Annotated in this window: 13 protein-coding genes and 1 other RNA gene; 13 read left to right on the forward strand and 1 reads right to left on the reverse strand. The window is 40.6% G+C overall.

What is annotated here, in order from left to right:
* Nucleotides 1-542 precede the first annotated feature (542 nt).
* The gene (locus AXE83_RS02310; protein ID WP_060955271.1) at nucleotides 543-8,033 is read left to right on the forward strand and encodes an LPXTG cell wall anchor domain-containing protein; all 7,491 of its coding nucleotides are present in this window, start codon (nucleotides 543-545) and stop codon (nucleotides 8,031-8,033) included.
* Between the two features lie 551 nt (nucleotides 8,034-8,584).
* Here AXE83_RS02310 and ssrA read toward each other — a convergent pair.
* Nucleotides 8,585-8,932, reverse strand: a transfer-messenger RNA (tmRNA) gene (gene ssrA / locus AXE83_RS02315).
* Between the two features lie 206 nt (nucleotides 8,933-9,138).
* Between ssrA and recJ the strand changes: the two genes are divergently transcribed.
* The 12 genes from recJ to pbp2x all read left to right on the forward strand — a co-directional run bounded on the left by recJ (nucleotide 9,139) and on the right by pbp2x (nucleotide 23,661).
* Nucleotides 9,139-11,364 (forward strand): single-stranded-DNA-specific exonuclease RecJ, encoded by a 2,226-nt coding sequence (gene recJ, locus AXE83_RS02320; RefSeq protein ID WP_060956357.1) that lies wholly within the window; start codon nucleotides 9,139-9,141, stop codon nucleotides 11,362-11,364.
* 276 nt (nucleotides 11,365-11,640) lie between these two features.
* Nucleotides 11,641-11,910 carry a hypothetical protein gene (locus AXE83_RS02325; RefSeq protein WP_060955272.1) on the forward strand — a complete coding sequence of 90 codons (270 nt, stop codon included), beginning with the start codon at nucleotides 11,641-11,643 and terminating at the stop codon, nucleotides 11,908-11,910.
* Nucleotides 11,911-11,947: 37 nt separating this feature from the next.
* On the forward strand, nucleotides 11,948-12,031 hold the full coding sequence (locus tag AXE83_RS11715) for a DUF2695 domain-containing protein (protein WP_075230490.1): 84 nt from the start codon (nucleotides 11,948-11,950) through the stop codon (nucleotides 12,029-12,031).
* Nucleotides 12,032-12,261: 230 nt separating this feature from the next.
* Nucleotides 12,262-13,923 carry a ribonuclease J gene (locus tag AXE83_RS02330; protein ID WP_060955273.1) on the forward strand — a complete coding sequence of 554 codons (1,662 nt, stop codon included), beginning with the start codon at nucleotides 12,262-12,264 and terminating at the stop codon, nucleotides 13,921-13,923.
* A 68-nt stretch (nucleotides 13,924-13,991) separates the two neighbouring features.
* The gene (locus tag AXE83_RS02335) at nucleotides 13,992-14,771 is read left to right on the forward strand and encodes an alpha/beta hydrolase (RefSeq protein WP_060955274.1); all 780 of its coding nucleotides are present in this window, start codon (nucleotides 13,992-13,994) and stop codon (nucleotides 14,769-14,771) included.
* A gap of 208 nt (nucleotides 14,772-14,979) precedes the next feature.
* Nucleotides 14,980-16,209, forward strand: a complete 1,230-nt coding sequence (locus AXE83_RS02340; protein ID WP_060956358.1) for an aminoacyltransferase — start codon at nucleotides 14,980-14,982, stop codon at nucleotides 16,207-16,209.
* Nucleotides 16,210-16,213: 4 nt separating this feature from the next.
* Nucleotides 16,214-17,380, forward strand: coding sequence for an aminoacyltransferase (locus tag AXE83_RS02345; RefSeq protein ID WP_060955275.1), 1,167 nt, complete (start codon nucleotides 16,214-16,216; stop codon nucleotides 17,378-17,380).
* Nucleotides 17,381-17,458: 78 nt separating this feature from the next.
* Entirely contained in the window at nucleotides 17,459-18,160 is a 702-nt protein-coding gene (locus tag AXE83_RS02350; RefSeq protein WP_060955276.1) for a M57 family metalloprotease, read from the forward strand.
* 70 nt (nucleotides 18,161-18,230) lie between these two features.
* On the forward strand, nucleotides 18,231-20,054 hold the full coding sequence (gene uvrC, locus AXE83_RS02355) for an excinuclease ABC subunit UvrC (protein WP_060955277.1): 1,824 nt from the start codon (nucleotides 18,231-18,233) through the stop codon (nucleotides 20,052-20,054).
* 70 nt (nucleotides 20,055-20,124) lie between these two features.
* The gene (gene rsmH / locus AXE83_RS02360) at nucleotides 20,125-21,075 is read left to right on the forward strand and encodes a 16S rRNA (cytosine(1402)-N(4))-methyltransferase RsmH (protein ID WP_060955278.1); all 951 of its coding nucleotides are present in this window, start codon (nucleotides 20,125-20,127) and stop codon (nucleotides 21,073-21,075) included.
* Nucleotides 21,076-21,084: 9 nt separating this feature from the next.
* On the forward strand, nucleotides 21,085-21,402 hold the full coding sequence (gene ftsL, locus AXE83_RS02365; RefSeq protein ID WP_060955279.1) for a cell division protein FtsL: 318 nt from the start codon (nucleotides 21,085-21,087) through the stop codon (nucleotides 21,400-21,402).
* A 3-nt stretch (nucleotides 21,403-21,405) separates the two neighbouring features.
* On the forward strand, nucleotides 21,406-23,661 hold the full coding sequence (gene pbp2x / locus AXE83_RS02370) for a penicillin-binding protein PBP2X (RefSeq protein ID WP_060955280.1): 2,256 nt from the start codon (nucleotides 21,406-21,408) through the stop codon (nucleotides 23,659-23,661).
* The last annotated feature ends 1 nt before the right edge of the window (nucleotide 23,662 follow it).

The raw sequence follows: 23,662 nt of genomic DNA on the forward strand, positions 1-23,662 counted from the left end.
TGATAATCGCACCTTTATAAAGTAAGTGGATTAGATAAAAATTTCTGTTATTAAACAAGCGAGTGAATATATAGTTTGGCCATACTCTAGCTATGTTTAGATTTGAGGAAATCTTTTATATAAGGGACGTTCAGGTTAGAGCGAGTATTTTTTTGAGATCCTTTGCTCATGGTGCTTGTTCGTTGTTAAGTACATACGGAAAATATCAAGAAGAGGATATGTCTCTTAATTTCAAGTATTGTAGACTAATTTTAAAATTGGACAAAAGTTATAAATGTGTAAAGTAATGTATCTATTTTGATATAAATTGATGAGATAAACTTGTACTGTTTAACAATTGTTGTAAGGATTTTTTGAGTTGAAAATCCTATTATAATAAGGATTGCTTAAGGGTTAGAAAATGCTATTTTTGAACATTAGTAGTAAAATTTTACTACTATTGTTTTCTATACAATTTTTTGACTTTCTGATAGACATACTTTATAATAAAGATGTATGTAGCAGATAAAATGCTAAGAAGTACAAAAAAAGGAGATATAAATATGTATTTTAATCGTAAAAATGCAGAGCAAAAGAATTGGCGTATGATCAAAAAAGGAAAACATTTCCTTTTCGGTTGTTCGCTTGTTTTTGCGGTCGGGGCTGCTTTAGTAGCACCATCAGTCAAAGCAGATATAGTAGAAGCTAAGCCAGAGACTAGCTCTACAACAGAGGGGACTAAGCCGGTTTCAGCCGAAGAGAACCCAACTTATGCAGCGCCAGCTGTAGAAGTGGCACCAGTAGTAGCAACTGAAGAAAATGCCGAAAAAGCAGTTGAACCTACTCAAAATTCTAAAGAAGAACCAGTAGTTGCGACTGAAAAAGCTAAGGAAGCAGACAGCATCCAAGCTCCAGAAGTGACTGTTGTTTACAATCCAGCAGCACTGACTGATGAAGAAAAAGCAAAAGTTGTGGCAGCTGTTAAGGCAGCAAACCCTACAGCAACTGATGTTCAAGTCCAAGCAGACGGCTCAGTAGTTGTTGCTTTTGCAGATGGGTCAAGAGCAAACTTGACAGCAGCACAAACGATCAAAGATGGCTCTTTAGTAGCGAAACCACGTACTAATCGTGCACTACGAGCAACAGCACCACGAGCATCAGAAGGGGCTGAAAACCTTGAGTATACAAATAAAAAAAGGGGCGAGGTTGTTGTTGATGATTATATAAAGATTTCTTACGAAGTTGATAACGCTAAAAATGTCATTCATTGGACAACTGTTGTTAATGGCGGGCGAGTTGGAAATGCAGTAAGCGGATATACCTACTTTACTGTACCAAAAGACTCAGTAGGTACTCCAACTAACTGGAATATTGTGCAGACTGATAAAAATGGCAAAGTCATGAGTACCCGTACTGACTGGAAGAATAATGATGGTTCTTATGTCATGGGGGCAAAAGGTAAAACGAACGTCTATACTGGCGATGAGATGACTAAAAAACTAGCGGAATTCTACAAAAATATTGGCAATCCAGCGCTAAAAGGAAAAGAGGCAGAAGCAGCAGCTCAGGCAGCAGCGCGTTCACAGGCTTTATATACACTAACAGCAGATGTTGCAGGAGGTTGGCTAGGTAAAAATCCAAGTTGGACTATTACTTATGACACACCAATTCTTGATAAGTCGAAACCACTTGATTATATAGCGGGATTACAAGGTACAGGTGGTGCTATTGGTGCAAAAACCGAGATTATGACTGGTTATATGGATAACTTCATAGATAATGCAAGTTCAAAATTCCAAGCAGTAGCAGTCAAAGAAAAGTACACTGCCAAAGTTGGTGGAAGTTTTGCTGCTGATCCAGCTACTTATGTAACCAATAAAGCTGGAACACCAGAATTCCCAAATAACTACCGTGGTGCAACAAGCTTCAAATGGAAAGACGGTCAAGCACCAACTGCTACAGAAGCAGGTACTTATACTAAAACCGTAGTGGTTACTTACCCAGCTCATTATAACCAAGCTCCACAAGAAGTTACGATTACTTTTGAAGTTGAAGGGGAAAAACCAAGCAAACCAGTTGTAGATACAGACCTTACAGGTAAAGCAGGAACTAAAGATCCAGTTGTAGTAACTGCAGACCCAGGCACTAAGGTAGAATTGTTCGACAAAGATGGTAACAAGATTGGTGAAGCAACAGCAGGAACAGATGGTAAAGCTACAATCACCCCAACCGTTGATATTCCAGCAGGTAATGTAACTGCTACAGCTACAAAAGATGGTCAAACATCAGATGCAAGCGATCCAATGGTAGCTACAGCAGCAACACCAGCTAAACCAAGCAAACCAGTTGTAGATACAGACCTTACAGGTAAAGCAGGAACTAAAGATCCAGTTGTAGTAACTGCAGACCCAGGCACTAAGGTAGAATTGTTCGACAAAGATGGTAACAAGATTGGTGAAGCAACAGCAGGAACAGATGGTAAAGCTACAATCACCCCAACCGTTGATATTCCAGCAGGTAATGTAACTGCTACAGCTACAAAAGATGGTCAAACATCAGATGCAAGCGATCCAATGGTAGCTACAGCAGCAACACCAGCTAAACCAAGCAAACCAGTTGTAGATACAGACCTTACAGGTAAAGCAGGAACTAAAGATCCAGTTGTAGTAACTGCAGACCCAGGCACTAAGGTAGAATTGTTCGACAAAGATGGTAACAAGATTGGTGAAGCAACAGCAGGAACAGATGGTAAAGCTACAATCACCCCAACCGTTGATATTCCAGCAGGTAATGTAACTGCTACAGCTACAAAAGATGGTCAAACATCAGATGCAAGCGATCCAATGGTAGCTACAGCAGCAACACCAGCTAAACCAAGCAAACCAGTTGTAGATACAGACCTTACAGGTAAAGCAGGAACTAAAGATCCAGTTGTAGTAACTGCAGACCCAGGCACTAAGGTAGAATTGTTCGACAAAGATGGTAACAAGATTGGTGAAGCAACAGCAGGAACAGATGGTAAAGCTACAATCACCCCAACCGTTGATATTCCAGCAGGTAATGTAACTGCTACAGCTACAAAAGATGGTCAAACATCAGATGCAAGCGATCCAATGGTAGCTACAGCAGCAACACCAGCTAAACCAAGCAAACCAGTTGTAGATACAGACCTTACAGGTAAAGCAGGAACTAAAGATCCAGTTGTAGTAACTGCAGACCCAGGCACTAAGGTAGAATTGTTCGACAAAGATGGTAACAAGATTGGTGAAGCAACAGCAGGAACAGATGGTAAAGCTACAATCACCCCAACCGTTGATATTCCAGCAGGTAATGTAACTGCTACAGCTACAAAAGATGGTCAAACATCAGATGCAAGCGATCCAATGGTAGCTACAGCAGCAACACCAGCTAAACCAAGCAAACCAGTTGTAGATACAGACCTTACAGGTAAAGCAGGAACTAAAGATCCAGTTGTAGTAACTGCAGACCCAGGCACTAAGGTAGAATTGTTCGACAAAGATGGTAACAAGATTGGTGAAGCAACAGCAGGAACAGATGGTAAAGCTACAATCACCCCAACCGTTGATATTCCAGCAGGTAATGTAACTGCTACAGCTACAAAAGATGGTCAAACATCAGATGCAAGCGATCCAATGGTAGCTACAGCAGCAACACCAGCTAAACCAAGCAAACCAGTTGTAGATACAGACCTTACAGGTAAAGCAGGAACTAAAGATCCAGTTGTAGTAACTGCAGACCCAGGCACTAAGGTAGAATTGTTCGACAAAGATGGTAACAAGATTGGTGAAGCAACAGCAGGAACAGATGGTAAAGCTACAATCACCCCAACCGTTGATATTCCAGCAGGTAATGTAACTGCTACAGCTACAAAAGATGGTCAAACATCAGATGCAAGCGATCCAATGGTAGCTACAGCAGCAACACCAGCTAAACCAAGCAAACCAGTTGTAGATACAGACCTTACAGGTAAAGCAGGAACTAAAGATCCAGTTGTAGTAACTGCAGACCCAGGCACTAAGGTAGAATTGTTCGACAAAGATGGTAACAAGATTGGTGAAGCAACAGCAGGAACAGATGGTAAAGCTACAATCACCCCAACCGTTGATATTCCAGCAGGTAATGTAACTGCTACAGCTACAAAAGATGGTCAAACATCAGATGCAAGCGATCCAATGGTAGCTACAGCAGCAACACCAGCTAAACCAAGCAAACCAGTTGTAGATACAGACCTTACAGGTAAAGCAGGAACTAAAGATCCAGTTGTAGTAACTGCAGACCCAGGCACTAAGGTAGAATTGTTCGACAAAGATGGTAACAAGATTGGTGAAGCAACAGCAGGAACAGATGGTAAAGCTACAATCACCCCAACCGTTGATATTCCAGCAGGTAATGTAACTGCTACAGCTACAAAAGATGGTCAAACATCAGATGCAAGCGATCCAATGGTAGCTACAGCAGCAACACCAGCTAAACCAAGCAAACCAGTTGTAGATACAGACCTTACAGGTAAAGCAGGAACTAAAGATCCAGTTGTAGTAACTGCAGACCCAGGCACTAAGGTAGAATTGTTCGACAAAGATGGTAACAAGATTGGTGAAGCAACAGCAGGAACAGATGGTAAAGCTACAATCACCCCAACCGTTGATATTCCAGCAGGTAATGTAACTGCTACAGCTACAAAAGATGGTCAAACATCAGATGCAAGCGATCCAATGGTAGCTACAGCAGCAACACCAGCTAAACCAAGCAAACCAGTTGTAGATACAGACCTTACAGGTAAAGCAGGAACTAAAGATCCAGTTGTAGTAACTGCAGACCCAGGCACTAAGGTAGAATTGTTCGACAAAGATGGTAACAAGATTGGTGAAGCAACAGCAGGAACAGATGGTAAAGCTACAATCACCCCAACCGTTGATATTCCAGCAGGTAATGTAACTGCTACAGCTACAAAAGATGGTCAAACATCAGATGCAAGCGATCCAATGGTAGCTACAGCAGCAACACCAGCTAAACCAAGCAAACCAGTTGTAGATACAGACCTTACAGGTAAAGCAGGAACTAAAGATCCAGTTGTAGTAACTGCAGACCCAGGCACTAAGGTAGAATTGTTCGACAAAGATGGTAACAAGATTGGTGAAGCAACAGCAGGAACAGATGGTAAAGCTACAATCACCCCAACCGTTGATATTCCAGCAGGTAATGTAACTGCTACAGCTACAAAAGATGGTCAAACATCAGATGCAAGCGATCCAATGGTAGCTACAGCAGCAACACCAGCTAAACCAAGCAAACCAGTTGTAGATACAGACCTTACAGGTAAAGCAGGAACTAAAGATCCAGTTGTAGTAACTGCAGACCCAGGCACTAAGGTAGAATTGTTCGACAAAGATGGTAACAAGATTGGTGAAGCAACAGCAGGAACAGATGGTAAAGCTACAATCACCCCAACCGTTGATATTCCAGCAGGTAATGTAACTGCTACAGCTACAAAAGATGGTCAAACATCAGATGCAAGCGATCCAATGGTAGCTACAGCAGCAACACCAGCTAAACCAAGCAAACCAGTTGTAGATACAGACCTTACAGGTAAAGCAGGAACTAAAGATCCAGTTGTAGTAACTGCAGACCCAGGCACTAAGGTAGAATTGTTCGACAAAGATGGTAACAAGATTGGTGAAGCAACAGCAGGAACAGATGGTAAAGCTACAATCACCCCAACCGTTGATATTCCAGCAGGTAATGTAACTGCTACAGCTACAAAAGATGGTCAAACATCAGATGCAAGCGATCCAATGGTAGCTACAGCAGCAACACCAGCTAAACCAAGCAAACCAGTTGTAGATACAGACCTTACAGGTAAAGCAGGAACTAAAGATCCAGTTGTAGTAACTGCAGACCCAGGCACTAAGGTAGAATTGTTCGACAAAGATGGTAACAAGATTGGTGAAGCAACAGCAGGAACAGATGGTAAAGCTACAATCACCCCAACCGTTGATATTCCAGCAGGTAATGTAACTGCTACAGCTACAAAAGATGGTCAAACATCAGATGCAAGCGATCCAATGGTAGCTACAGCAGCAACACCAGCTAAACCAAGCAAACCAGTTGTAGATACAGACCTTACAGGTAAAGCAGGAACTAAAGATCCAGTTGTAGTAACTGCAGACCCAGGCACTAAGGTAGAATTGTTCGACAAAGATGGTAACAAGATTGGTGAAGCAACAGCAGGAACAGATGGTAAAGCTACAATCACCCCAACCGTTGATATTCCAGCAGGTAATGTAACTGCTACAGCTACAAAAGATGGTCAAACATCAGATGCAAGCGATCCAATGGTAGCTACAGCAGCAACACCAGCTAAACCAAGCAAACCAGTTGTAGATACAGACCTTACAGGTAAAGCAGGAACTAAAGATCCAGTTGTAGTAACTGCAGACCCAGGCACTAAGGTAGAATTGTTCGACAAAGATGGTAACAAGATTGGTGAAGCAACAGCAGGAACAGATGGTAAAGCTACAATCACCCCAACCGTTGATATTCCAGCAGGTAATGTAACTGCTACAGCTACAAAAGATGGTCAAACATCAGATGCAAGCGATCCAATGGTAGCAACTAAAGATCCAGCAATCACCCCAGTAGTGAACCCATCAGCTCTTACAGATGCTGAAAAAGCTAAGGTAGCCGACGAAGTTAAGAAAGCTAACCCAACAGCAAGTAAGGTAGAAGTAGGAAACGACGGCACAGCCACAGTAACCTTCCCAGATGGTTCAGTGGCAGTCTTGACCCCAGCGAAGACAGTTAAAGAAGCTGACTCAAACGGCGTTAAAGATCCAAAAGCTAAGACACCAGTTAAAGATCCAGCTAACTTAACAGACGCAGAAAAAGCTAAGGTAGCCGACGAAGTTAAGAAAGCTAACCCGACAGCAAGTAAGGTAGAAGTAGGAAACGACGGCACAGCCACAGTAACCTTCCCAGATGGTTCAACAGCAACAGTAACACCAGATAAGACAGTTAAAGAAGCTGACTCAAACGGCGTTAAAGATCCAAAAGCTAAGACACCAGTTAAAGATCCAGCTAACTTAACAGACGCAGAAAAAGCTAAGGTAGCCGACGAAGTTAAGAAGGCTAACCCAACAGCAACAAATGTTGAAGTAGGTAAAGATGGAACAACAACTGTAACCTTCCCAGATGGTTCAACAGCAACAGTAACACCAGATAAGACAGTTAAAGAAGCTGACTCAAACGGCGTTAAAGATCCAAAAGCTAAGACACCAGTTAAAGATCCAGCTAACTTAACAGACGCAGAAAAAGCTAAAGTAGCCGACGAAGTTAAGAAGGCTAACCCAACAGCAACAAATGTTGAAGTAGGTAAAGATGGAACAACAACTGTAACCTTCCCAGATGGTTCAACAGCAACAGTAACACCAGATAAGACAGTTAAAGAAGCTGACTCAAACGGTGTTAAAGATCCAGAAGCTAAGACACCAGTTAAAGATCCAGCTAACTTAACAGACGCAGAAAAAGCTAAGGTAGCCGACGAAGTTAAGAAAGCTAACCCAACAGCAACAAATGTTGAAGTAGGTAAAGATGGAACAACAACTGTAACCTTCCCAGATGGTTCAACAGCAACAGTAACACCAGATAAGACAGTTAAAGAAGCTGACTCAAACGGTGTTAAAGATCCAGAAGCTAAGACACCAGTTAAAGATCCAGCTAACTTAACAGACGCAGAAAAAGCTAAGGTAGCCGACGAAGTTAAGAAAGCTAACCCAACAGCAACAGATATCAAGGTTAATAATGATGGATCAGTAGTTGTAACCTTTGCAGATGGCTCAGTAGCAGTAATTGCAAGTGAGAATGCTGTTAAGGAAGCAACTAAAGAATCAGCTGCTAACCAATCAGCTAAGAAAGCAGGAGCGAAAGAATTGCCAAATACTGGTACAGAACAATCTAGCGCTTCACTTGCTTTAGCACTTCTTGCAGCAGCGACAGGCGGACTCCTCTTCGCTAAAAAACGTGAGGAAGAAGAGTAAAATATTACTCAGATAAAGCAAATTTGAGAATCTTGATTCTATGAGTTTGCTAGAAAAACCGTAAGAAGAAATTCTTACGGTTTTTTGATTGGGCCACTTAATGGAAAAGTGGTAAAAAGTAAATTTCTAAAATGCTAGAAAATTATAGAAATTAAAGTGGAGAATTCCTATCGAGTATCATTAGGATAGCTGCTATAAAACAAAAGTCGACTGTTTATACTCAATGAAAATCAAAGAGCAAACTAGGAAGCTAGCCGCAGGCTGTACTTGAGTACGGCAAGGTGAAGCTGACGTAGTTTGAATTTGATTTTCGAAGAGTATTATTTTTTAAATATGGAGATAGAGCCTTGTAAACTAGGCAAACAAAAAAGAGGTTGGGATAAAAGATCCCGACCTCACTTTTTATTAGCAATCAAACTTTGACGCGGTAGCTGATTGAACTTTTTGTTCGTCTTTTAGACTCCAAAAAGCTCATAATCATCCTCGCGGGGCTGGGACTACGAAATCGAGACTTTGTCTATCGATTTCTGTCCCACCGCCTTTTTAAAATATAATGGAGCCGGTGGGAGTCGAACCCACGTCCAAACACCTGCTAACATATTTGTCTACAACCATAGGTTATGTATTGTTTTAACAGCCCCTCGACACATAACTCAAGCCTAGAAACTGCGAGTCTATAAATCTCTTATCAAACTGCTAGACAAAGCTTGATCGTATCTCGCTAATAATAAGACCTGTCATTGAACACGAGCAATCCAAATCGGGTCACGCCTGCTGGTTTTTAGGCAGCTAGAGCGTAAGAAGTGTTATTTTTTGCAGTTATATTTAACTGAGCGTTTACGTCGCCACACGAGTCGCAAAATATGCCTCATAATGCCTGTCGAATCCGTAACGACCCCAAAAGACAATACAATTATTATACCTTATCTGAGGGGAAATTGCAAAAATCAAGTAAAAAAAGGAATGACACTTTGGCATGTATATGTCTTAAAAGTTACTGTTTAGAGCGATGAAGAGTCATCAAATTAGTTAGAAAATCAAGAGAAAAACTGGAAATCATGTTATAATAAAAAGATAGAATCGTAAGAAAGAGTGGATGATTTTTTTGATAATTCCTACTTATAATTGGCAATTTGCTCCGCAAGTTGAGGATGCGGATTTTACAAAGATAGCTAAGAAAGCTGGTTTGGGACCTGAAGTAGCTCGTTTGTTATTTGAACGAGGCATCAAGGATGAGACTAGTCTGAAAAAATTTTTAGAACCTTCTTTGGAAGATTTGCATGATCCCTACCTTCTGCATGATATGGAAAAGGCAGTGGAGCGGATTCGCCATGCTATTGAGCAAGGGGAGTTGATTCTCATTTACGGGGACTACGATGCGGATGGGATGACTTCGGCTTCCATTGTTAAGGAAAGTTTAGAACAGTTAGGCGCTGAATGCCTGGTCTATCTTCCCAATCGCTTTACGGATGGTTATGGTCCAAATGCCAGTGTCTACAAATATTTTATCGAACAGCAAGGTGTGTCTTTGATTGTGACGGTGGACAATGGTGTGGCGGGGCATGAAGCTATTGATTTGGCTCAGTCTATGGGGGTGGACGTTATTGTGACCGACCACCATTCTATGCCTGAAGTTTTACCAGATGCTTATGCTATTATTCATCCTGAACATCCAGGGGCGGACTATCCTTTCAAACATCTAGCGGGTTGTGGAGTTGCTTTTAAGCTAGCTTGTGCCCTTTTGGAAGAAGTGCAGGTTGAGTTGTTAGACTTGGTTGCTATCGGTACAATTGCCGATATGGTCAGCTTAACTGACGAAAATCGTATCATGGTCCAATATGGTCTTGAGGTCTTGCGCAATACTCAGCGAATGGGCCTGCAGGAAATGTTTGAAATCGCTGGGATTTCGAGTAGCGATGTGACAGAAGAGACGGTTGGTTTTCAATTGGCACCACGTTTAAATGCCCTAGGACGCCTGGATGATCCCAATCCAGCTATTGATTTGTTGACTGGATTTGACGATGAGGAAGTGCATGAAATCGCCCTTTTGATTCATCAAAAGAATGAAGAACGTAAGGAAATTGTTCAGTCCATTTACGATGAAGCCAAAGGTATGGTAGATCCTGAGAAAAGTGTTCAAGTTTTGGCTAAGGAAGGCTGGAATCCGGGAGTTCTTGGAATTGTAGCTGGGCGCTTACTTGAAGAACTGGGTCAGACAGTCATTGTCTTGAATATCGAAGATGGACGCGCCAAGGGGAGTGCTCGAAGCATTGAAGCAGTCGATATCTTTGAAGCCTTGGACCCGCATCGAGAACTGTTTATCGCCTTTGGTGGTCACGCAGGTGCTGCTGGTATGACCCTTGAAGTGGATAAGTTGGAATTCTTGTCTGATCTTTTGGAAGCCTATATCCGAGAAAAAGGCGCAGATGCCCAAGGTAAAAACAATCTATTTTTAGATGAAGAACTGGATTTAGAGACCTTGAGTCTGGAGACGGTGAAAAGTTTTGAACGTCTAGCTCCTTTTGGGATGGATAACCAAAAACCTGTCTTCTATATTCGAGATTTTCAAGTTGAAAATGCTCGCGTTATGGGGGCTGGTAATGCTCATCTCAAGCTGAAGATTTCCAAAGGTGAATCCAGTTTTGAGGTGGTTGCTTTTGGTCAAGGGAAATGGGTGACTGAATACTCACAGACCAAGCAATTGGAACTGGCGGTGACTCTCTCTGTCAACCAATGGAATGGACAAACCACCTTGCAGTTAATGATGGTTGACGCCCGTGTAGAAGGTGTTCAGCTCTTTAACATTCGTGGCAAGAATGCCTTGTTACCAGAAGGGGTAGCCGTTTTGGATTTTACGCAAGAGTTGCCTGATGTGACCTCTTGTTCTGCTATTGTCGTAAAAAATATCCCTGAGGATATATCCCTCCTTAAGAAAATCTGTCAGGAGCAGGAATTGTCAGCTCTTTACTTTAAAAATGATATAGCCAAAGCTTACTACTTGACGGGCTATGGAACGAGAGAGCAGTTTGCTAAATTGTATAAAACCATCTATCAGTTCCCAGAGTTTGACATTCGCTATAAACTCAAGGATTTGGCAGCCTTTCTCAAGATTGAGCAAATCCTATTAGTCAAAATGATTCAGATATTTGAAGAGCTTGGCTTTGTGACCATTGAAAATGGAGTCATGAGGGTAAATAAAGAGGCTGAAAAGCGTGATATCGCTCAAAGTCAGATTTATCAAAAACTGAAACAAACTGTTAAAGAGCAAGAGATAATGGCGCTTGGAACAGTCCAAGAAATCTATGATTTCTTGATGGAAAAAAGTGAATAGAGATTGAAAGAGTTGGCTTGCTGACTCTTTTTTTGCTATCAAAAACTACATCAATGAAAGGAATTTAGTGCTATAATGAGAGGAGTGAAGGACTGTTGAATCTTGTTGAAGAAAGTGATACTCTTCGAAAATCTCTTCAAACCACGTCAGCTTTATCTGCAACCTCAAAGCGGTGCTTTGAGCAACCTGCGGCTAGCTTCCTAGTTTGCTCTTTGATTTTCATTGAGTATTAGGTATTAGTATCAAAAGTACCAGAGAAGTTAGTCGGAGGAGAAAATGGAAAAAGAGAAGAAAAAGAAATTACTGGCAGAGTATAAGCAGCAACAGAAGAAAGAATTTGAAGCTAGTTTACCGATACCAAGGGAGACCTTTTTAGATTTGTTTGATTTTTTGGATCAGGAGTTAGAGTCGCTGACTTGTCCTGCTGATTTTACCTTGACTAGGTCATTTCTAAAAGGGCGTGATTTATACTCTTCGAAAATCAAATTCAAACCGCGTCAACGTCACCTTGCCGTACTTAAGTACAGCCTGCGGCTAGTTTCCTAGTTTGCTCTTTGATTTTCATTGAGTATTAGAAGTGGAAGTGATTTTGGGATTTTTAGAAGCAAATGGAGCCTACTGTGACTGCGAAGTGCTTTATAATGTTGCTGACTTATTTGAAGATTAGACAGGATGGGAGTAACAATTGTATCATTTGATCCTCTTATTAGTGCTGCTTTGTCCGTTATTGAACGGAAAGAGATGGTTGAAGTTAGATTATCTGTAAGATTCATTTTGAAAATTAGTAAAAAAATGGTATAATGAATGGAAAAGATTCGGCTGAAAGTGAATTGGACTTTCAGAAAAAGAGAGCATTTAAAGCTCTACAAACAGTTGAAGTGACTATTCGGAGGAAAAATGAATACTATTAAATTAACAACACTTGGGGGTGTACGTGAAAATGGTAAAAACATGTACATCGCAGAAATTAACGACTCGATTTTTGTATTAGATGCAGGTTTGAAATATCCTGAAAATGAACAGTTGGGTGTCGATGTCGTTATTCCCAACATGGACTATCTGTTTGAAAATAGCGACCGTATTGCTGGGGTTTTCTTAACACACGGGCATGCGGATGCGATTGGCGCCCTTCCTTATCTCTTGGCAGAAGCTAAGGTTCCTGTATTTGGCTCAGAGTTGACCATCGAACTGGCTAAACTCTTTGTTAAGGGAAATGACAGCGTCAAGAAATTTGATGATTTCCATGTGATTGATGAAAATACAGAGATTGATTTTGGTGGGACTGTTGTGTCCTTCTTCCGTACAACCCACTCTATCCCAGAAAGTTTGGGTGTGGTCTTAAAAACGTCTGAAGGAAATGTTGTTTACACAGGAGATTTCAAGTTTGACCAAACGGCTAGTGAATCCTATGCTACTGACTTCGGTCGATTGGCAGAGATTGGTCGCGAAGGGGTCTTAGCTTTGCTTAGTGACTCGGCTAATGCAGATAGCAATATCCAAGTAGCCAGTGAAAATGAAGTTGGTGTAGAAATCACGCAAACCATCTCTGACTGGGATGGACGTATCATCATCGCTGCGGTTGCAAGTAACCTTTCTCGTATCCAGCAGGTATTTGATGCGGCTGCAGAGACTGGGCGCCGTGTTGTTTTGACAGGATTTGATATTGAAAATATCGTCCGTACAGCCATTCGCTTGAAAAAATTGTCTCTAGCAAGTGAAAATCTTTTGATTAAACCAAAAGATATGTCTCGTTTTGAAGATCACGAATTAATTATCCTTGAAACTGGACGTATGGGTGAACCCATTAACGGCCTACGCAAGATGTCTATTGGTCGTCACCGTTATGTTGAAATCAAAGAAGGTGACCTGGTCTATATTGTTACAACACCATCAATCGCTAAGGAAGCGGTTATGGCACGTGTGGAAAATATGATCTACCAAGCTGGAGGTGTGGTTAAACCCATTACCCAAAGTTTGCGAGTGTCTGGACACGGAAATGCGCGTGATTTGCAATTGATGATCAATCTCTTGCAACCTAAGTATCTCTTCCCAATCCAAGGAGAATACCGTGAGTTGGATGCCCATGCCAAGGCTGCTATGGCAGTTGGAATGTTGCCGGAACGGATTTTCATCCCTAAAAAGGGAACAACCATGTCTTATGAGCATGGGGACTTTGTTCCATCTGGTACAGTTACAGCAGGCGATGTCTTGATTGATGGGAATGCCATTGGGGATGTTGGGAATGTCGTTCTTCGTGACCGTAAGGTCTTGTCAGAAGATGGGATTTTCATCGTGGCTATCACTGTTAACCGTCGTGAGAAAAAAATCATCGCTAGAGCTCGAGTGCACACGCGTGGATTTGTCTATCTCAAGAAGAGTAGGGATATTCTGCGCGAAAGTACAGAGTTGGTGAACCAAACAGTTGAAGACTACCTCCAAGGTGAAGAGTTTGATTGGGCAGACCTCAAAGGTAAGGTTCGTGACAATTTGGCTAAATTCCTCTTTGATCAAACAAAACGCCGCCCAGCTATCTTACCAGTGGTCATGGAAGCAAAATAAGGATTAAATAGTAGTAGAGAAAGTCGAGTTTCGGCTTTTTCTTATCTTAAGTGTATAAGGAGCAAGTTATGGCAGTAATGAAGATTGAGTACTACTCAGAAGTTTTAGATATGGAGTGGGGAGTGAATGTTCTCTACCCAGATGCGTCTCGGGTTGAGGAGCCAGATTCTACGGATATTCCTGTCCTCTATCTCTTACATGGGATGTCAGGGAATCATAATAGCTGGCTCAAACGGACCAATGTAGAGCGCTTAGTGCGAGGGACTAATCTAATTGTTGTCATGCCAAATACAAGTAATGGCTGGTACACAGATACTCAGTATGGCTATAACTACTATACAGCTTTAGCAGAAGAACTGCCTAAAGTACTCAAACGCTTCTTCCCTAATATGTCTAGCAAGCGTGAAAAGACTTTTATCGCTGGCCTTTCAATGGGAGGCTACGGTTCCTTCAAGTTGGCGCTGTCGACCAACCGTTTCTCACATGCAGCTAGTCTTTCTGGTGCTCTTAGTTTCGAAGAGTTTTCCCCAGAAAGTCAAAATCTTGGGTCGCTTGCTTACTGGCGAGGTGTTTTTGGTAAAGTTAATGATTGGGTGAATAGCCCTTACTCACTTGAAACACTCGCTAAAAAGTCTGATAAGAAAACAAAGCTCTGGGCTTGGTGTGGTGAACAAGATTTCTTGTATGCTGCCAATAACCTCGCGGTGAAGAATCTCAAGAAGCTTGGTTTTGATATTTCTTATAGCCATAGTCCAGGAAATCACGAGTGGTATTATTGGGAAAAACAATTGGAACGTTTTTTGGCTACGCTGCCGATTGATTTTGTTTTGGAAGAGAGATTGAGCTAGTTTTTTTGTCGATAAAATAATATAGACTGTCCCTTTAAGATTAAAAATGAAAATGAAAGTTTGTTTTCACTAGACTTTTTAATTGAAAGTAGTAAAATGGTAGTAGAAACTTGGTGGAGATGATCTCTTCAAAAAGTGAGATGCCATTTCTTGGTGTTTTTATAGAAAAAATTATAATTTATATGAAGATATAATGGGAGGAGTTAAAGTGTTTGAATTTAAAGTAGGGATTTCGTCCCAAGAACATGATGCTTTTGTTAGTCAACATCCACAAGTTAGTCTATTACAGAGTAGTTCTTGGGCAAAGATAAAAGATAATTGGGGGAATGAGCGTTTAGGTTTTTATAAAAATGGAGAATTAGTAGCTGTTGCAAGTATACTCATAAAAAAATTGCCACTTGGATATACTATGATGTATATCCCAAGAGGACCAATCATGGATTATCAAGATAAAGAGTTGGTAAAATTTGTGATGAGAAGCTTAAAACAATTTGGAGCTAGTAAGCGGTCTGTTTTTATTAAGTTTGATCCGTCTCTGATCTTAAAACAATATCCTATTGATAAATCTTCTAAAGAATTTTCTGAGAATAGTATATCTATAGAAGCTATTCAAAATTTAAAAGATGCAAATTGTCAATGGTCTGGTAGGACTATAGCTATGTCTGAAACTATTCAACCACGTTACCAAGCTAATAGAATACTAAAAAAAGATTTAGATTCTGATTTTCCGAAGCATACTAAGAGGTTAATGAAGGATGCAGTTAAGAGAGGTGTTATTACATTTCGTGGTAGCTTATCAGATATTTCAAATTTTGAAACGATTATAGCTTTAACGGAACGTCGTAAGAATGTTTCTCTGCGAAATCAGGAATATTTTCAAAAGTTAATGGAAATATATGGAGATGATTCGTATTTACACTTAGCAAAGATTAATATTCCTGAACGTCTAACGGAGTATAGAGAGCAGTTACACCAGATAAAAAAAGATTTGGCTGAAACAGACGAATATCAAAAGAAGCGTCTAACCAAATTACAACAACAGAAAAAATCTGTTGAAAAATACATTATAGAATTTCAAGAACTTGTTCAAAAATATCCGGAAGAAATTGTTATAGCGGGGGTTCTCTCTGTTTCGTTCGGCGATACACTCGAAATGCTTTATGCTGGAATGGATGATAGATTTAAAAAATTCTACCCCCAATATGTGCTTTATCCAAAAGTTTTTGAGGATTCTTTTAATGATGGTAAAAATTGGGCTAATATGGGGGGGATTGAAGGTACTTTAGATGATGGGTTAACGGATTTTAAATCCAACTTTAGTCCTGTTGTTCAAGAATATATAGGTGAGTTTACTCTACCGATAAGTTTTTTGTATCAATTGGCCAACTATTTTTATCACCTTCGTAAGACACTAAGAAAAAAACATCATAGAAAGTAAGTTTATGAAACTGATTACACTCACTAAAGAAGAGTTTCAACGTTATTCGGAAACAGTTCCTAGCTGCTCCTTCATGCAGTCTGTCCAGATGGGAGATTTGTTAGAAAAGCGAGGAGCTCGAGTTGTTTATCTTTCTTTGAAACAAGAAGGAGAAATTCAAGTTGCAGCTCTGATCTATAGCTTGCCTATGTTAGGCGGTCTTCATATGGAGTTGAATTCTGGGCCTATTTATACCCAAAAAGGTGCCCTTCCAGTTTTTTATGAGGGATTAAAAGAATATGCTAAACAAAATGGTGCATTAGAGTTGCTTGTGAAACCTTATGAGACCTATCAAACTTTTGACAGCGATGGGAATCCAATAGATGAAGAAGAAAAAAGTATTATCCAAGATCTGTGCAATTTAGGCTACCAATTTGATGGTTTGCCAACCGGTTATCCTAATGGAGAAGTCAGCTGGCATTACATCAAAGATTTGCAAGATTATGATGCTGTTTCCTTATTGAAATCCTTTAATAAAAATAGTATTCGCAACATTCAGTCAGCCTTTGATTTTAATATTCTTATTCGAAATGCAGAACGGGAAGAAATTCCAACGTTCAAAAAAATTATTGAAGAAACAGGTAAAAGACAAGGTTTTGAGGATAAGAATTTAGATTATTACTTTAAATTGTATGATATGTTTGGAGATAAGGCGGATTTCCTAATTGCTGAAGTTAATCCGCAACAGTCTATAGATGCTTTAAATGTGAAGCAGGCTGGTCTTGATGAAAAGTCAAAGCAATTTAAACAGCAATATCAAGCTTTACAAAAGAAAAAAAATCTTTTGAGGAACTTGGATAGTGAATCTGACAACATTGCTCTAGCTTGTGCTTTAATCATTTACACAAATACAGAAGCAACATACTTATTTGGGGGTTCATTTACAGAGTATCAGAAATTTTCTGCTCCGTTTTTGCTTCAATATCATGCAATGAAGCAGGCTTTGGAAAAAAAAATTGACAAATACAACTTTCTAGGTATTCAAGGGGTTTTTGATGGTAGTGATGGCGTATTACGATTTAAGCAGAACTTTAATGGTTATATTGTGAGAAAGGCTGGAACTTTCCGATATCATCCATCGCCTTTAAAATACAAAGCTATTCAGTTATTCAAAAAAATATTAGGACGTTAAGATGAAAAAGCCAGTATTTAGTTTTCTTTTAGCTTGTTTTAGTAAAATAAAGTTTATTTGCTAGAAAGGTGGAGAGACATGCGCTGGCTTTTTCGTTTAATAGGGGCTTTCTTTTCTTTTGTTTGGCGCATGTTCTGGCGCCTTGTGTGGACTCTTGTAGTCTTAATTCTCATTGCTTTAGGGATTCTCTGGTATGTGACAGGGGATTTATCTGGTGTCTTCAATCAAGCGGGGCAACTTGTTCAAGTTGGTCAGGCAGGTTGGCATCAATGGCAAGAAACTGGTAAGTTGCAAGGTTTGTCTCAGACTGATCATCATCAAGATTCAGGAGTAAAATGGCCCCAAGCACAGGCGACTATTTATATTGATCCTCAAATGGATGCAACCTTCCAAAAAGCCTACGCTGAGGCTATTGCCAATTGGAATCAGACTGGCGCTTTTAATTTTGTAGTTGTGACAGAACCTGACCAAGCAACTATTTTTGCGACTGAAATGAATGATGGTTCCACATCTGTTGCTGGTGAGGCGGAGAGTCAAACAAATCTTCTAACCAAACAATTCACTTCTGTAACAGTTCGTTTGAATCATTATTATTTATCTAATCCAAACTATGGCTATACCTATGATCGTATCTTGCATACGGCAGAGCATGAGCTAGGTCATGCCATTGGGCTGGAACATACCAATGAAGTTTCAGTCATGCAGCCAGCAGGTTCTTATTATGGTATTCAGGCTCAAGATGTTCAAGCAGTTCAAGAACTTTATGAGTCTGGAGAATAAGTGATTTTCAAACGAAAAATAGAGCTCCTTGATGTAAGCAATGAAGGGGGCTTTTTGCTATAATGGAACTATGAATAACTTGATTAAATCAAAACTAGAGCTCTTGCCGACCAGCCCTGGTTGTTACATTCACAAGGATAAAAACGGTACGATTATCTATGTAGGAAAGGCTAAAAATCTACGTAACCGTGTACGGTCCTATTTCCGTGGGAGTCATGATACCAAGACAGAAGCCTTGGTGTCTGAAATTGTAGACTTTGAGTTTATTGTTACGGAATCCAATATTGAGGCCCTCCTTCTGGAAATCAACTTGATTAAGGAAAATAAGCCTAAATACAATATTATGCTCAAGGACGACAAGTCCTATCCTTTCATCAAAATTACCAATGAGCGCTATCCTCGCTTGATTATCACCCGTCAGGTCAAGAAAGACGGAGGTCTCTATTTTGGACCCTATCCGGATGTGGGGGCGGCCAATGAAATCAAGCGACTTCTGGATCGGATTTTCCCTTTTCGCAAGTGTACTAATCCACCATCGAAGGTTTGTTTTTATTACCATATTGGCCAGTGCGTGGCTCACACCATCTGTAAGAAAGACGAGGCTTATTTTAAAGACATGGCTCAAGAAGTCTCAGATTTTCTAAAGGGTCAGGATGACAAAATCATCGATGACCTCAAGGAAAAGATGAATGTGGCAGCTCAGAGTATGGAATTTGAACGTGCAGCTGAATATCGGGATCTGATTCAGGCCATTGGAACACTTCGGACCAAGCAACGGGTTATGACTAAGGACCTCCAAAACCGTGATGTCTTTGGTTATTATGTGGATAAGGGCTGGATGTGCGTTCAGGTTTTCTTTGTTCGCCAAGGTAAGCTCATTGAGCGTGATGTCAACCTTTTTCCTTACTACAATGATCCAGATGAAGATTTCCTGACCTATGTTGGGCAGTTTTATCAAGAAAAATCTCATCTGGTTCCTAATGAAATTTTGATTCCTCAGGATATTGATGACGAGGCTGTTAAGGCTTTGGTGGATACCAAGGTTCTCAAACCCCAACGTGGAGAGAAAAAACAACTGGTTAATCTGGCTATCAAAAATGCGCGTGTAAGCTTGGAGCAGAAATTTAACCTACTAGAAAAATCAGTTGAGAAGACACAAGGGGCTATTGAAAATCTAGGGCGACTTTTACAAATTCCAACCCCAGTCCGCATCGAGTCCTTTGACAATTCCAATATCATGGGGACTAGTCCTGTTTCTGCCATGGTTGTTTTTGTTAACGGGAAACCGAGCAAGAAGGATTACCGCAAGTATAAGATTAAGACAGTTGTTGGACCAGATGACTATGCCAGTATGCGAGAGGTTATCCGCAGACGCTATGGTCGAGTTCAACGTGATGGCTTGACACCGCCAGATTTGATCGTCATTGATGGGGGGCAAGGTCAGGTTAATATCGCTAAGCAGGTTATTCAAGAAGAGTTGGGGTTAGATATTCCCATTGCAGGTCTGCAAAAGAATGACAAGCACCAAACCCATGAATTGCTTTTTGGAGATCCGCTTGAGGTGGTAGAGCTATCTCGCAATTCTCAAGAATTTTTCCTCCTACAACGCATTCAGGATGAGGTACACCGTTTTGCCATCACCTTCCACCGTCAACTGCGTTCTAAAAACTCTTTCTCCTCTCAATTGGATGGAATTGAAGGCCTGGGTCCGAAACGCAAGCAGAATCTCATGAAATATTTCAAATCTCTGGCAAAAATCAAGGAAGCTAGCGTGGACGAGATTGTGGAAGTTGGTATACCAAGAGCAGTTGCAGAGGCTGTTCATCAACACTTGAATCCCCAAGAGCGTGTAGAACTAGCTCAGGTAGCAGAGTCGCCTGCTGAATACAAGTGATAAAACAACAAGGAAGGTTTTTGCTTTAGCGAGTGCAAGCTAGTCAGAATTGTGGTAAAATAGATAAGATATGACTAAAGAATTTCATCATGTAACGGTCATGCTCCATGAAACCATTGATATGCTTGATGTGAAGCCTGATGGCATTTACGTTGATGCGACATTGGGAGGAGCAGGACACAGCGAGTATTTATTAAGTAAACTAAGTGAGAAAGGGCATCTCTATGCCTTTGACCAGGACCAAAACGCTATTGATAATGCGCAAAAACGTTTGGCACCCTATATCGAAAAGGGAATGGTCACCTTCATCAAGGATAATTTCCGTCATTTGAAGGACCGCTTAAATGACTTAGGTGTGACTGAAATTGATGGAATTTGTTATGACTTAGGTGTGTCAAGCCCGCAGTTGGATCAGCGTGAACGTGGTTTTTCCTATAAGAAGGATGCACCACTGGATATGCGCATGAATCAGGAAGCTAGTTTGACTGCTTATGAAGTCGTTAATCACTACGACTACCATGATTTGGTAAGAATCTTTTTCAAATATGGAGAAGACAAGTTTTCCAAACAGATTGCTCGAAAAATTGAACAGGCGCGTGAACAGAAGCCGATTGAGACCACGACGGAATTAGCAGAAATTATCAAATCTGCCAAACCAGCAAAGGAACTCAAGAAAAAAGGTCACCCAGCCAAACAAATTTTCCAAGCTATCCGTATTGAGGTCAATGATGAGTTGGGTGCTGCAGATGAATCAATCCAGCAGGCGATTGAACTTCTAGCTCTTGATGGAAGAATTTCAGTCATCACATTTCATTCGCTGGAAGATCGCTTGACTAAGCAGTTATTTAAGGAAGCTTCTACAGTTGAAGTTCCTAAAGGACTACCTTTCATCCCAGACGATCTCAAGCCCAAAATGGAATTGGTATCTCGGAAGCCGATTTTACCAAGCAAGGAAGAATTGGAAGCCAATAATCGTTCCCACTCAGCCAAGCTACGAGTGGCAAGAAAAATTCACAAGTAAGAGGAAATAATGGCAGAAACAAGAGGAACAACGAGCCAATTGCTACAAGCTCGTATAAAAAAATTTTCACGTGTTGAAAAGGCTTTTTACCTTTCAATTGCCATCACAGCCCTTGTCTTAGCAATCAGTGTAGTCTATATGCAGACTCAACTTTTGCAGGTTCAGAGTGATTTGACAACAGTCAATTCACAAATTGAGGAAAAAAAGACAGAGTTGGATGATGCTAAACAAGAAGTTAATGAATTGATCCGATCAGAACGTTTGACCGGGATTGCAAATTCTCAAGACTTGCAATTAAATAATGAAAATATCCGATCGGCGGAGTAGTAAATGAAAAACTGGAAAGAAAGAATCATACGCTTTGCCATTAAAAATCGCAAATCTCCAGCAGAAAACCGCAGACTAGTGGGAAAGAATTTGAGCCTTCTGGCCGTCTTTCTCTTTGCTGTTTTTTTGGTTAACTTTGCGGTAATTATTGGTACAGGCTCAAAATTTGGTGTTGACCTAGTCAAAGAAGCTTATAAGGTTCATCAAACGACTCGAACAGTCCCTGCTAAGAGGGGGACCATTTATGATCGTAATGGAACTCCGATTGCAGAAGATGCAACCTCCTATAATGTTTATGCGGTCATTGATAAGGATTATAAGTCTGCGAATGGAGATATTCTATATGTTGAGGAATCTCAGTACAATAAGGTAGCCGAAATTTTCCATAAGTACTTGGATATGGAGGAGACCTACGTCAAAGATCAACTCTCTCAACCCAATCTCAAACAGGTTTCCTTTGGTGTCAAAGGAAATGGGATTACCTACGCTAATATGATGTCCATTAAACAGGATTTGGAAACTGCTAAGGTCGAGGGTGTTAACTTTACCACTAGTCCCAACCGAAGTTATCCAAATGGGAAATTTGCTTCATCATTTATTGGTTTAGCCCAGTTACATGAAAATGAAGATGGGACAAAAAGTCTCATTGGAACGTCTGGTGTCGAGAGCTCCTTAAATAGCTTGCTGGCAGGGACAGACGGCATTATTACCTATGAAAAAGATCGTTTAGGTAATATTGTTCCAGGTACGGAACAAGTCACCCAACAAACAGTAAATGGAAAAGATGTCTACACGACCTTATCCAGTCCATTGCAGTCCTTTATGGAAAGTCAAATGGATGCCTTTCAAGAAAAAGTTAAGGGCAAGTACATGAATGCGACCTTGGTTAGTGCCAAGACAGGGGAAATTCTTGCCACTACCCAAAGACCGACTTTTGATGCAAATACAAAAGAAGGCCTAACAGATGATTTTGTTTGGCGAAATATCCTCTATCAAAGTAACTATGAGCCAGGTTCGACCATGAAGGTTATGACCCTAGCTGCGGCTATTGACAATAAAACCTTCTCTGGAGGCGAATACTTTAATAGTAGTGAATTGAAGGTAGCTGATGCGACTATCAGAGACTGGGATGTTAATGATGGTTTATCAGCTGGGAGTATAATGACATACTCGCAAGGTTTTGCTCACTCAAGTAATGTGGGGATGACCTTGCTCCAACAAAAGATGGGGGATGCTACTTGGTTAGAATACCTCAATCGATTTAAGTTTGGAGTTCCAACCCGTTTTGGTATGCCTGATGAGTATGCTGGACAACTACCTGCAGATAACGTTGTTAATATTGCCATGAGTGCCTTTGGTCAAGGGATTTCTGTTACCCAAACCCAGATGCTCCGCGCTTTTACTGCCATTGCTAATGATGGGGTTATGCTAGAGCCTAAGTTTATCAGTGCCCTTTATGATCCTAATGATCAGACAGTACGGAAGTCCAAAAAGGAAATTGTAGGTAATCCTGTATCAAAAGAAGCGGCTAGTCTGACTCGAGAAAATATGATTTTGGTTGGTACAGATCCTGTTTATGGTACAATGTACAATAAACTTACCGGTAAACCAATCGTTACTGTACCTGGTCAGACTGTTTCTGTAAAATCAGGAACTGCCCAGATTGCTGACGAACAAAAAGGGGGATACTTAAAGGGAGGCACCAACTATATCTACTCAGTAGTATCGATGAATCCGAGTGAAAATCCTGATTTTATCCTCTATGTGACAGTTCAACAACCAGAACATATTACTTCAGTACAACTAGGAGAGTTTTCTAACCCGATTTTGGAGCGAGCTTCAGCCATGAAAGAGACGCTCAATCTTCAATCTGCGGCTAAGAATTTGGACCAAGTGACAACTACAACTAGTTATGCCATGCCTAGCATTAAGGACTCTAGCCCTGGAGATTTAGCTGAAGAACTCCGTCGTAACCTTGTACAACCAATTGTTATCGGTTCGGGAACAAAAATCAAAGAAAGCTCTGTAGCAGAAGGAACCAATCTAGATGCCAATCAGCAAATTTTACTCCTTTCAGATAAGGTAGAAGAGATGCCTGACTTATATGGATGGTCTAAGAAAAATGTTGAAACCTTTGCCAAATGGCTGAATCTTGAAGTTGAGTTTGAAGGTACAGGAGAAACTGTTAAAAAGCAAAGTGTTCGTTCTAATACAGCTTTAAAAGATTTACAGAAAATAAAAATAACATTAGGAGATTAGA

This window comes from Streptococcus sp. oral taxon 431, assembly GCF_001553685.1.
GTDB lineage: Bacteria > Bacillota > Bacilli > Lactobacillales > Streptococcaceae > Streptococcus.